Source organism: Pandoraea pnomenusa, assembly GCF_040391475.1.
Classification (GTDB): Bacteria; Pseudomonadota; Gammaproteobacteria; order Burkholderiales; family Burkholderiaceae; genus Pandoraea; species Pandoraea pnomenusa_C.
Window position 1 is genome coordinate 295538 of record NZ_JBEBXS010000004.1, and the last position, 11448, is coordinate 306985.

At 65.8% G+C, this 11448-nt stretch carries 11 protein-coding genes; 3 read left to right on the plus strand and 8 right to left on the minus strand.

What is annotated here, in order from left to right; genetic code table 11:
- Positions 1–128: 128 nt before the first annotated feature.
- The 8 genes from ABWO90_RS07070 to ABWO90_RS07105 all read right to left on the minus strand — a co-directional run bounded on the left by ABWO90_RS07070 (position 129) and on the right by ABWO90_RS07105 (position 8130).
- A complete protein-coding gene (locus ABWO90_RS07070; RefSeq protein ID WP_353190480.1) occupies positions 129–758 on the minus strand; it encodes an alpha/beta hydrolase in 630 nt (209 codons plus the stop codon).
- Between the two features lie 167 nt (positions 759–925).
- Positions 926–1255, minus strand: a complete 330-nt coding sequence (locus tag ABWO90_RS07075; RefSeq protein ID WP_353190481.1) for a (2Fe-2S) ferredoxin domain-containing protein — start codon at positions 1253–1255, stop codon at positions 926–928.
- Between the two features lie 146 nt (positions 1256–1401).
- Positions 1402–2943 carry an MFS transporter gene (locus ABWO90_RS07080; protein ID WP_353190482.1) on the minus strand — a complete coding sequence of 514 codons (1542 nt, stop codon included), beginning with the start codon at positions 2941–2943 and terminating at the stop codon, positions 1402–1404.
- A 177-nt stretch (positions 2944–3120) separates the two neighbouring features.
- Positions 3121–4293, minus strand: coding sequence for a VanZ family protein (locus ABWO90_RS07085; protein ID WP_353190483.1), 1173 nt, complete (start codon positions 4291–4293; stop codon positions 3121–3123).
- A 13-nt stretch (positions 4294–4306) separates the two neighbouring features.
- On the minus strand, positions 4307–5098 hold the full coding sequence (locus ABWO90_RS07090; protein ID WP_353190484.1) for an ABC-type transport auxiliary lipoprotein family protein: 792 nt from the start codon (positions 5096–5098) through the stop codon (positions 4307–4309).
- Positions 5099–5130: 32 nt separating this feature from the next.
- Positions 5131–6090: an MlaD family protein gene (locus ABWO90_RS07095; RefSeq protein ID WP_353190485.1), complete on the minus strand. Its 960-nt coding sequence runs from the start codon at positions 6088–6090 to the stop codon at positions 5131–5133.
- Complete coding sequence (locus ABWO90_RS07100; protein ID WP_353190486.1) at positions 6080–7012, minus strand: ABC transporter ATP-binding protein; 933 nt, start codon at positions 7010–7012, stop codon at positions 6080–6082. The genes ABWO90_RS07095 and ABWO90_RS07100 overlap by 11 nt, the downstream gene beginning before the upstream one ends.
- Positions 7009–8130: an MlaE family ABC transporter permease gene (locus ABWO90_RS07105; protein WP_502922557.1), complete on the minus strand. Its 1122-nt coding sequence runs from the start codon at positions 8128–8130 to the stop codon at positions 7009–7011. The genes ABWO90_RS07100 and ABWO90_RS07105 overlap by 4 nt, the downstream gene beginning before the upstream one ends.
- 216 nt (positions 8131–8346) lie before the next feature.
- Here ABWO90_RS07105 and ABWO90_RS07110 point away from each other — a divergent pair, with 216 nt between their 5' ends.
- From ABWO90_RS07110 to ABWO90_RS07120, 3 genes are read left to right on the plus strand one after another with little or no spacing between them, the layout of a single operon-like run.
- Positions 8347–9357: a biotin--[acetyl-CoA-carboxylase] ligase gene (locus ABWO90_RS07110; RefSeq protein WP_353190487.1), complete on the plus strand. Its 1011-nt coding sequence runs from the start codon at positions 8347–8349 to the stop codon at positions 9355–9357.
- Positions 9354–10484, plus strand: coding sequence for a type III pantothenate kinase (locus tag ABWO90_RS07115; RefSeq protein ID WP_353190488.1), 1131 nt, complete (start codon positions 9354–9356; stop codon positions 10482–10484). Before ABWO90_RS07110 ends, ABWO90_RS07115 begins: the two co-directional genes overlap by 4 nt.
- Before the next feature lies 1 nt (position 10485).
- On the plus strand, positions 10486–11367 hold the full coding sequence (locus tag ABWO90_RS07120; RefSeq protein ID WP_353190489.1) for an SPOR domain-containing protein: 882 nt from the start codon (positions 10486–10488) through the stop codon (positions 11365–11367).
- Positions 11368–11448: the final 81 nt, after the last annotated feature.

Sequence of the window (11448 nt, forward strand, 5' to 3'; positions counted from 1 at the left end):
GCCTGTCCGGGACATAGACCCCGCAGGACATGACAAGGTTCAGAGGCGGATTATACCCGCCATGATTTCGCGCCCCCAGCGCCACAGGCGCCGGGCGTCGAAATCCGGGGAAATTCACGCCCGGTGTATCAATGACGCCACGCGTCGACCACGATCTGTTTCAGCAGCGGTAACAGGCCATGGAAAAAGTGCTCGCCACCGGGGATGACCACGACGGGAAGGGTCTGAGGACGCGCCCAGTCGAGTACCGATTGCAGCGGCACCGTGTCGTCCTTTTCGCCGTGGATCACGAGCGTGTCTGCCGGTACCGTCGCCACATCCCAGTTGCTGGCGGCCGTGCCCACGAACACCAGACGTTGCGCGGGAGTGCCGGCGGCTTCGAGCGTCCTGGCGACGTGCGAGAGCACGAACGTGCCGAACGAGAATCCGGCCAGCGCGAGCGGCAGCGTCTCCCAACCCGGCTGCTGACGCATCCAGGCAATCACCGCGAGCAGATCGTCGCGCTCGCCGATGCCCTTGTCGTGTTCGCCGGCCGATTTGCCCACGCCACGGAAGTTCGGGCGCACCACGGCGTAGCCGAGTTGCACGAAGGCGCGTGCCAGCGTCTGCGCGACCTTGTTGTCGAGCGTGCCACCAAACAGTGGGTGCGGATGCGCGACGAGCGTGATGCCGCGCGGCGCGCCGGCCGGGCGGTCAATGGCGATTTCGATGGCGCCGACCGGGCCGTCGATGGTGAATCGTTCAGTCTGAGCGTTCATGAGCAGTATTGAGCGGAAGTGCGACTACGCCTGCGATCGGACAAACGCCGCCGGGCAGGCGAGCAATGCGTTCGGTTCAGGCGTACGAAGGCTACGAAGCGCACATGGCGAGCCGCCGAAGGCAACATCGGGCGAAAGTGCGCAATGTGGGCCAATCCGGCACCGGATCAGTCGATCAGCAGACGCTCGACGATCTCGCCTTGCGCCAGATGCTTCTCGACGATTTCATCGATATCGGACTCGTCGATATAGGTGTACCAGGTCCCTTCGGGATAAATCACCACCACCGGCCCCTGCTCGCAGCGATCGAGGCAACCGGCCTTGTTCACGCGGACCTTGCCGGGACCGGCCAGGCCGAGTTGCTTGACCTTCTTCTTGGCGTATTCCTGCATCGACTGCGCATTGCAGTTCGCGCACGACGGACGGTCGGCGCCCGGTTCGCGCTGATTCAGGCAGAAAAAGACGTGGTGTTTGTAGAACTGCGGCTGGGTGGCCATGTCGGGGATATCGGGAAGTGGCAACGTATGCACGTATTGCGGCCCATTCTAACCGACCTGCCCGGCGCTTGCGGCACCGGGCGCCGCCACCCGCGATGCGGTGCGACGAAACACGAAATCCGGGACATCGCCGGCCCCGCCAGCGCTCACCGAAGCCGGCGTTGCACCGCCATGAACAGCGCGCAGAATGCCGCGAGGCACGCGAAGCCGAAGAACAGGTTCACGCTGGCGAGCACCAATGCCTGTTGCGAGGCGAGCCCGCCGACCCAGGCCGATGCCATGTGTGCGGCCGTCGTCGGATCGACGCTCGCGCCGAATGCTTGCTGCGCCTGCGACACGGCCGCGTTGTACGCGGGATTGAGCGGCGTCATCGCCGGTGTGAGCTGATGCATGAACACGGCCTGCCGGTCCTGCATGAGCACCGCCATCATCGACACCGACATCGAGCTCACCAGCTGACGCACGATGTTCTTGGTCTGATAGCCGTGCTGGAAGACATACTCGTCCATGCCACGAAACGTCAACTCGGCAATCGGGATCATGGCGAACACCCCGCCCAGGCCGCTGAGCACCATCGGCAGGATCAGCCAGGCACTCGACACGCCCTGATAGCTCCGCGAGAGCAGGAACGCGTAGCCGAGCAGACACAGATAGCCCAGCAGCACGAACGGCTTGAGCTGCACGAACTTCGGACGCGCCATCGTGTAGCACACGGCAACGACAAGACTCGTGACCGACGCGATCGCCTGCAAATACCCGGTGTGTTCGACGCTCCAGTTCAGCCCCTGCTGCATGTAGATCGGGAACAGGTACGCCGTCGAATACGAGAAGAAGTAGTACACCGCGTAGCCGCCGAGGCCGAGCACGTAGACGGGGTTTCGCACCAGCACGCGAAAATCGATCAGCGGCTTGTGGTGCGAATACTGATGCCACATGTACCCGACGACGCAGATCCCGGCCACCAGAAACAACTCGAGCAGATGCAGCGGATTGGAGAAGAAGTCGAAACGCGAGCGCTGCATCATCACTTCGACGAACAGCACGCCCGCCGCGAAGAACACGATACCGCGCATTTCGAACTCGCCTTCGTCGCGCAAACGCCCGCGAAAGTCGGGAATCACAAGCCACGAGGCGAGTGCGCCGACCAGCGCGATCGGTACGACGGCGAAGAACACGGACGACCACACGAAGTGATCGACGAGATAGCTCGCGAGCAACGGCGCGGAGATCTGCCCGCCGAAGAATCCGTAAGTGAAGAAGAGCAGCGCGCGCAGCCGCAGTTCGGGGGCAAAGCACAAGTTGATGAGAATGCGGCTGGCGGTGAAGAGTGAGCCCGCCCCCAGCCCGAGCACGAATCGCGCGACGGCGAGCTGCATCGGGTTATGCGCCATGCCGCACAGCCAGGCGCCGAATGCCATGAGCGTGAGCGCTCCGGCGAGGAACGTGCGATACCCCAGACGCGACGCCAGCCAGCGCTGCTTGAGGATGACGAGGATCCCGGCCACGGCGTAGAGGGTCGAGACGAAGGCGTACTCTTCCGGGGCCGCACCGACGCCGCCTGCGATATGCGACGACGCGAACACGAACATGCCGTTCTCCAGCATTTCGATGCCCGTGGCGGCGGCGATGACGGTCATCAGCACGCGCTGCCGTGTCTTGTGTGCGAAGACCAATCCCCAAGTACTCATTTTCGTCTCACCAATGAAAACCGCCCGGGATCTGCCTGTAGATGCCGGGCGGCGATGGCACACCAAGTGTCAGCATGCCTTACATGAGAGTGTAGAGTTGGCGGGGCTTGGCACCAACCGGACAGCGACCAATACGCTATTTCCGATTCGGAAATAATGCGATGCCGATGCGCGGGGTCAACGCGGCTTGCCGACGCTGCGGGCAGGCCCGCGGTGGCTGGGGTCGAACATGGCGAGCAGATAGATCAGCACGAGATACGGCCACGTCCATGCGAGCCAGCGCGCGAGCATGTTGAAGTGGACGTACTGGCCCTGACGCCACGATTGCAGCGCGGCTTCGTAGTATGGATTGGCGGGCAGCAGATTGACGAGCACCAGCAGCACGATGAGCGCCGCGAGCGCCACGGCACCACGCAATGCGCGCGGCCCGCGCCCGGCCACCATCAGCACGAGCGCGCCGACAATCACGCCGTAGATCGCCCCGGCCGTCACCCAGTCGAATGCCTGTGCGGGGGAGAACTGCCACGCCGACGCCACGGCCTTGATCGCAAACGCACTCACGAACATGGCGCAGAGCAGTGGCACGCGCGGTGCCGAGCGACGCATGGCGAGCGTGGCAAGCAATCCGGCGAGGATCGTGCCACACGCGGTCACGATCGTTTCCCACAACGCATGACTGGCTACGGCGTCGAGTGCGGAGAGATAGTCCTGAAGCTGCCCCAGACGCGGCACCCAGTCGAGCACGAGGTCGGTCACATCGGGGTCCTGCCATAGCCAGATCTGGCGCACAAGGTCGCCGTCACCGAACAGGAATTGCTGTGGATACGCCTGCGCCCACGGCCACAGCGCGAGCAGTACCAGCAACAGACTGGCCTGGCGCTCGAACCACGCGAAGCGCAGATGCCGCAGCCAGCCGCGATCGAGCAGCGGACTGGTGAGCGGCACCGCGATGGCGCCGCCGATGAGCGCACCCAGCGCGTTGGTGGCGAGATCGACGTTCGAGGCCACGCGCGTCGGCAGGTACGTCTGCAACGCTTCCATGCCGCACGAGAGCAAGGCACCGAGCACGAATGCCGCGATGACCGCGCGCGCACCTCGCCACACCGGATGCAAGGCGAGCACCGTCAGCGCACCCAGCGGCATGTAACCGAGCACGTTGGTGATGACGTCGAACATCGTCATCCAGCGCGGCAGCGGTGCAAACAGAAAATCGAACGGACCGACGGCTGCGCGCTGGAACGTAAAGGGATACAGGCTCGCGTAGGCGATCAGCAGAATCAGGCAGAGGAGTGCCTGACGCGTGAGCGGAGAGGCGCGTCGTTGCCAGGGTTTGACATCCTGCTCGGGCATTGGCGACGTGAGCCTATCGCGCGGACGCGGCGGCCCCCGAGGCCGCGGGCGTGGCCGGTACGGCATGCGACTGCGCCGGCGCGCGCGTCGTGGCCGACGGCGGCGGCACTCGTCCGGCCAGCCATTGGATCAATTGCGTTTGCACGGCATCGGTCGCCGTGGCAAGCGCGCGCGCGCCGCCCGATGCATCGGCCGTGGCGGCGGGCGCCTGTGCGCGCAATGTCGTCTGCGCGAGCAACTTCGGCCCGTCGAACAAGGTGGCGCGAATCTGCACGACACCGTGGCTCGTCGACGCGCTGTCGAAATACTGCGCGAACTCCTCGATCTCCACACGCAACGCTGGCGCCGCCGACGGATCGCCGGCGGACAGGACCGGCCGGTCGACGGAAAGCGCGGAACGCAGTCGATCGCCGAAGAGGCGCGCAGGCGACGCCAGCCAACGGCTGTTCGCGAACACGCGAGCCTGATCGCCTTCGCTGGCGGGCAGTCGGTAATACATCATCTCGGTATCGAGCCAGCTTGGCGCGCTCACCACCACCTTGAGCGGTGACAGGCGCGCAGCCCCCGTGGCCGCGACGTCCGAAGCCGGTGTGGCGACGCCCGGCGTCTGGGCACCACCGGCGGCCGTCGCTGCCGCAACCGGCATGGTCGGCGGCCCGAGGTCGAACCGAGTGAGTGCGCCCGGGGGCGACGATGTCGCACACCCCGCCACCAACGCGGCCATCCCGAGGCAAAGCAGCCAGACGTTGCGCATACCTGTCGGGCGCTTCGAGCTCACGTCATTCGCCGCAATCGGCTTGGTCATTTCGATATCCCCTTGCATCATGAGATGGCGCATCATCGCCCCGCCGCGCCGGGCCACGCAAAGCCCGCTTCGCCCGGGCCGGGGGTGGGCGGCGTGGTGCCGAACAGCAACGCCCTCGGGTTGCGATTGATGGTGTCGGCGGCCTGCCCGACCGCCTGCGTGGTGAAGCGCAGATCGTCGGAGAGCCGGTTCAGGCGCGGCAACGCTTCCTGCTGGAGCGAGCCTTCGAACGTCTGCATGGTGCCCTGGAACGCCGCCATGCTCGACGCGGCCTGATCGGCCGCCTGCCCCACGCTGTTCAGATTGCGCACGAGCGGTCCCTGCGGATCCGCCAATTGATTCGTCAGGCGATTCGCCCCGCTCAGCGTGCCATTGAGTTCACGCACGGTCTCCGGCAGTTGCTTCGTGACCGGTTCAAGCTGTTGCGCCACGCGATTCACGCTCTGCGCCGCCGTCTTCACACTGTTGATCGAGTCGAGCAGCGCCTGACGGTTTTCGGGGGCAAGCAGCGTGTTGACGGACGATGTCGCCTCCTCGAGTTGATGCACGAGATTGTTGCCGCGCCGCTGGAGTTCGTCGACGAAGCTCGGGCGCAAACGCAGTTGCGCCACGTTCGCCTCGGACGACGGCAACAATGTGTGATCGTGTCCATCGTCGTCGAGTTGCACGAACGCGAGCCCGGTCACGCCCTGATAGCTCAACGTGGCAAACGTCGACTTCGTCATCGGCGTGCCCTCGTTGACGAGAATGCGGATCAGGATCTGGCCGGGTTTGCGCGGATCGAACTTGATCGACTCGACCTTGCCAACGCCCAGACCGCGAAAGCGCACGGCGGACTCGGGATTGAGGCCCGTCACGCTGGTGTGCGCCACGAGGTCGTAGGGCACGCGCACCCGATTGTCGCGATTGAACCAGTACACGGCCGCTGCGACCGCTGCGAGCAACACCAGCGTGAAGAGGCCCGCCATGAAAGCGTGCGATTTATTTTCCATCGTCGAGTAACTCCGAAATCTTGGCGCGCCGTGCCGCAGGCAAAGCCAGCAATGCGCGTCTGCCGCGCTCACCGAGGAAGAAGCTGCGAATGAACGGGTGATCGACCTGCACCACGTCTTCCACCGGGGCGTTGACGATCACCTTGCGCTCCGCGAGCACGGCCACGCGTGTGGCCAGCATCATCACCGTATCCAGATCGTGCGTGACCATCACGACGGTCAGCCCGAGCGAGCGATGCAGGCCGCGAATCATGTCCACGAATTCGTCCGACGCCTGCGGGTCGAGGCCCGCCGTTGGCTCGTCGAGAAAGATCAGCTCCGGCTCCAGCGCGATCGCTCGCGCGATGCCCACGCGTTTGATCATCCCGCCCGAAAGCTCCGAGGGCATGCGGTTTGCCATGCGCCCGGACAGACCGACCATCTCGAGCTTGTACATCACGACATCGCGAATCAGGTCTTCCGAGAGCGTGTGCAGCTCCCGCAGCGGCTGCGCGATGTTATCGAATACCGTCATCGCGGAGAACAGCGCGCCGCGCTGGAACAGCATTCCCGAGCGGCGGCGCAGCAAATGCGCGGTGCGCCGGTCGATCATCGTAATGTCGTGACCGAAGACGCGAATGTGACCGCTCGTGGGTGCTTCGAGTCCGATGATCTGGCGAATCAGTGTGGTCTTTCCCGACCCCGAACCACCCACCAGCGCAATGATCTCGCTCTGCCGCACCGTGAGATCGAGATGTTCGTGAATCGTGTGCGTGCCGTAGCGCTTGGTGAGGTCGCGCACTTCGATCACCGGCTGCGCCTCGCCAGGCAGCGTGGACGACACCGGCGGACAACCGGCGACAGCACCGGCCAGCACATCGCTACCGGGTATCACGGCGGTGGACTGGGGTGAAAGGTCGGGCGTGGCAGGCGTGCGCATCATCCGATCCCCACATTGCGGAAGAGAATCGCGAAGATCGCATCGGCCAGAATCACCACCGTGATCGACGTGACCACCGATTGCGTGGTGCCTTCTCCAAGACTCTGCGTGTTCGGCTTGACGCGCATCCCGAAGTGACACGCCACCAGCGCAATGAGCATGCCGAAGACAATCCCCTTGCCCAGACCGATCCACAGGTTCGCGATCCGCACCGCATTGGGCAGCGTCGTGAAGAAGTAGTGCAGGCCGATGCCGAGTTCGTACTTGGCCGCGATCGCACCACCGAGCAACGCGATCATGTTCGTCCACATGATGAGCAGCGGCATCGCGATCGCCAGCGCAATGACTTTCGGCAGCACCAGCCGCAGCCCGTGTGGAATGTCCATCACGCGCATGGCGTCGAGCTCTTCGGTCACGCGCATCACGCCGAGCTGGGCCGTGATGGCCGACCCCGAGCGCCCCGCAACGAGAATCGCAGCGAGCACTGGCCCAAGCTCACGGATCACCGCGAGGCCGAGAATGTTCACGATGAACGTACTGGCGCCATACAACTTCAGCTGCTGGGCAGACAAATACGACAGCACGATGCCGATCAGGAACGCGACCATCGCCGTAATGCCGAGCGCCTTGGCCCCCGCGTTGTAAATGTTTGCCGACATCTCCAGCCAGGGCGCCCGAACGGGATGGCGCACGACATGGCCGAGATCGATGACGAAGCGGCCGAACATGGCGATGCCGTCGCGCAGATGCTCACCGAGCGTGAACAGCGAATACCCGAGGCGGCTGACCGGATCGACCCGGCGCGTAGGCACGGGGCTTTGCCGCGTGCGGTCGAACTCCGCGAGGTGATCAAACAGCGCGCGCTGCGTCGGCGTCAGGGCAATATGTTCGGGGTACCGACGTTGCCAGTAGCGCCACAACGCCTGCGCGCCCACGTGATCGAGACGCTCGACGCAGGTCAGGTCCCACGCCAGCGGGCCTGTCGGCAAGGCGTGCACGAGCCCGAGGAGCGTCTTCTTGCGCTGCGAGAGCGCCAGCGCCGTCCAAAGTCCGCGCAGCATTACCACCGGGCCTTGCGCCGAGGTGGTCAGCTCCAGAGTGGGCACGGCATCTAGATTCAAAGCAGAGGGTCTCCTGACGACAAATCCGCTGGAATTCGGCTCGCATCCAGCGAAACGCGGTCATTGTACGGTACAGGCGAGGCCAAACGATGGCAACCCGGCGCAGACTGAAAACGTGCCGGAATCCGCCGACTCACCCATCGGATAATGCCGAAAGACGGGCGTTTGCGCCGTGCAGACCCACGCGGCGCCGATCGCGCCGCTACAATAGCAGCCATGAATAACGCCGCACCCTCTTCGCCGAACGCCTCGTCCCCGACCGCGCCTGCCACGGGGCCCGACGCTGCCGCCCAACCCGTCGCGACCGGTGTCGCGCCGTCGCGCGACGCCGTGTCCCGCCAGCTCGACGGCGACCGGATTCGCTCGCGTTTGCGCGCCACTTGCCGCGGCTGGCAGATCGAGGTGGTCGACGCCACGGGCTCCACGAATCTCGACTTGCTCGCACGATTGCGGGAAGACCCGGCATGCACGCCGCTCGTGCGCGCCGCGATGCGTCAGACGGCCGGACGCGGACAACGCGGGCGCGCCTGGCAAAGCCTGCCGGGCGACAGCCTGATGTTCTCGCTGGCCTATGTGATGCCGGGGGGGCCGGCAGATCTGGCCGGTCTGTCGCTGGCGGCGGGTGTCGCTGTCGTGGAAGGGCTGTCGGATCTCCCGCTGTCCGCACCGCATGCCCTCGGCCTGAAGTGGCCCAACGACGTACTGCTGCACGGCGGCAAGCTTGCGGGCATTCTCATCGAGACAGTCCCGGCCGGTCCGGGACGCATCGGCGTCGTGATCGGCATCGGCGTCAATCTCCGACATGCCGACGATGTGGCGACACGCATCGAAAGCGCCGCCGCGACGGCCTCCGCCGATACCGCGCCTTCGCAGACGAAGGCGCCAGTGCCGGCCACGCCGCCCGCTGCGCTCGAATCGCTCTTCCCCGAACCGGATATGTCGACGGTACTTGTCGCGCTGGTACAGCGACTCGCCGCGATGTTGGACCGTTTCGCCGAACACCGCTTCAGCGCATTCCGCGATGACTGGGACGCCATGCATGCCTACGGCGGCGCGTCGATTCGCATCATCGAGCACGGACGCGACGTGTTGCATGGCGTGGCACTCGGCGTCGACGCGCAAGGTTGCCTGCGTGTCGCGACGAACGAGGGCGAGCGCGTGATCGCCAGCGGAGAAGTCTCCGTGCGGCTGCTCGACACGTCTGGCGCGCAAGGAGTTCGTGGATGACGTCGCCCCGGAACACGCAATCGCCCGGGCGGGGGCTCGGCACGGACACCGCGACAGCCGAGAGCCGCGGCCCGGGAACGGTCGACGAAGGCGCACCGAATGGCGAACGTGCATCGGATGGCCCGCGTGTGCTGCTCGTGGATGCAGGCAACAGCCGTATCAAGTGGGCGCTCGCACCGGCGGCGCGCCCGGCCGAATGGCGGGCGTCGGCTCCGGCATTTCTTGCCAGCGGCGCGGTCGATCATGCCGAGTGGCGAACGCTCGCCACGCAGATTCGCGCAGGCTGGTCGGCATTGGCCTCCGGCACGGGCGGCGACGCCCACTTCGCGCCGAACACCACTCCGCTCGCCCTCGGACAAGGCGGTCAGGACGATGGCTTCATTTGCCCCGCGCCCGCGAGTGTCTGGCTGACCAACGTGGCCGGCGACGCTGCCGAACAGGCAGTGCGCATGACATTGCAGACCCTGTGGGGCATGGCGTCGGCCGACTGGTTGCAGGTGCTTCGCGCCAGCGAGTCGCGGGCGGGTGTGCGTAACGGCTACCAAACCCCGTCGCAGCTCGGCAGCGATCGCTGGGCCAGTCTGATCGGTGCGCATGCCGCGTGGCCAGGTGAACACCTGTTGATCGTGACGCTGGGAACGGCGACGACCGTGGAGGCCTTGCGCGCAGACGGCGATTATCTCGGCGGGCTGATCGCCCCGGGACCGGCGCTGATGCTGCAGTCGCTCGCACAAGGCACCGCCCAACTGCCGACGCTCGACGCGGCCATGCCCTCCGGTGGTCAGGATTTCGCGCGCAGCACGACCGAAGCCATCCTGCGCGGATGTGCTGCGGCGCAGGCAGGACTCGTCGAGCGCAGTCTCGCGCAATTGCAGGCACAGCTCGGCGCTCCGGTGCGCTGCGTCCTGTCCGGTGGCGCGCGGCACGCCCTCGCGCAAACACTGAGCGTCCCCTACACGGAACACGATCAGTTGGTGCCCGCCGGCCTTTACGAGGTCGCGCTTCGCGCCGCCGAATCTCCAGACTCACAAGCGGCTTCGCTCACTGCGCCCGTCGCGCAAGGCGGCGCCACGCGGACATCCGCCGGCGCAAGACGCGACGCCGGACATGCCCGCAGAGGGACTTGAAATGCTACGTGCGTTGTTGCTCGTCATATTCATCGCTGCGAACGCGGCTCTGGCCGCCGTGCAGCTCGGTTGGCTGAAGTGGCGCGATGTGCTGCCCGCCGTCGGACGCGAACCGGTGCGGGTCGACAAGCAACTGGCGCCGGAGAAGATTCGCCTGACGAGCGTCGAGATCGGCGCGCAGGCGTCGGCAGCGAACGCCACCGGCGACACCGCCGACACCGGCCCGGTCGACCACGGCGAGGCGTCGAGCACGGCGTCGCAAGCGATCGCCGCCCAGACGGCGTCGGCGGCCGTAGCGGCCACCAGCCAGGTCTCGTCTGCGGCAGCGCCCAACGCCGTGTCGAGCGATCCCGGGGCATCGCAAGCGGCGACAGCGGCCGCGACTGCAGCAACGGCAACTGCCTGCCTCGACGTCGGTCCGTTCGCGTCCAATGACGCGCAGCAGGCGCGGGGTCTGTTGCTGGCGGCATTGCCTTCGGGCCAGGGCGACATTCAGTCCATCGCGCTCGACAAACGCTACTGGGTTCACCTCGATCCGGTACCCAACAAGGCAGCCGCCGACAAGCAGGTGGCGCAATTGCGCTCGGCAGGCGTGACCGAGTACTTCCTGCTGAACGACGACGGCGCAAATCTTGTCGTCTCCCTCGGTCTGTTCAACGATCGCGAGCGCGCGGTGCGGCTGATGGCCATCGCGCAAAAGAAAGGCCTCACGCCGCAATTGAGCGAGAGGCCGAATGCAAAGAGCCGGATCATCTACCGGATCGCCGGGATCAACACGAATGCCGCGACGCAGGTGCGCGGCGTCGTGACACAGCAATGGTCGGCGCAACTGGTCCACGCCTGTCCGTCGCCGGCAGGCAGTCCGCCCGCCGGTACACGGTAGAGATCGCTGAGATCGTTGAGGTCGGAGAGGTCGGAGAGGTCGGAGAGGTCGGAGAGGTCGGAGAGGTCGGAGAGGTCGGAG

Coding starts and splice junctions, on each gene's coding strand:
- ABWO90_RS07100 (WP_353190486.1), bottom strand. CDS start 7,012: ATGATGCGCACGCCTGCCACGCCCGACCTTTCACCCCAGTCCACCGCC.
- ABWO90_RS07090 (WP_353190484.1), bottom strand. CDS start 5,098: ATGACCAAGCCGATTGCGGCGAATGACGTGAGCTCGAAGCGCCCGACA.
- ABWO90_RS07110 (WP_353190487.1), top strand. CDS start 8,347: ATGAATAACGCCGCACCCTCTTCGCCGAACGCCTCGTCCCCGACCGCG.
- ABWO90_RS07120 (WP_353190489.1), top strand. CDS start 10,486: ATGCTACGTGCGTTGTTGCTCGTCATATTCATCGCTGCGAACGCGGCT.
- ABWO90_RS07085 (WP_353190483.1), bottom strand. CDS start 4,293: ATGCCCGAGCAGGATGTCAAACCCTGGCAACGACGCGCCTCTCCGCTC.
- ABWO90_RS07115 (WP_353190488.1), top strand. CDS start 9,354: ATGACGTCGCCCCGGAACACGCAATCGCCCGGGCGGGGGCTCGGCACG.
- ABWO90_RS07095 (WP_353190485.1), bottom strand. CDS start 6,090: ATGGAAAATAAATCGCACGCTTTCATGGCGGGCCTCTTCACGCTGGTG.
- ABWO90_RS07080 (WP_353190482.1), bottom strand. CDS start 2,943: ATGAGTACTTGGGGATTGGTCTTCGCACACAAGACACGGCAGCGCGTG.
- ABWO90_RS07070 (WP_353190480.1), bottom strand. CDS start 758: ATGAACGCTCAGACTGAACGATTCACCATCGACGGCCCGGTCGGCGCC.
- ABWO90_RS07075 (WP_353190481.1), bottom strand. CDS start 1,255: ATGGCCACCCAGCCGCAGTTCTACAAACACCACGTCTTTTTCTGCCTG.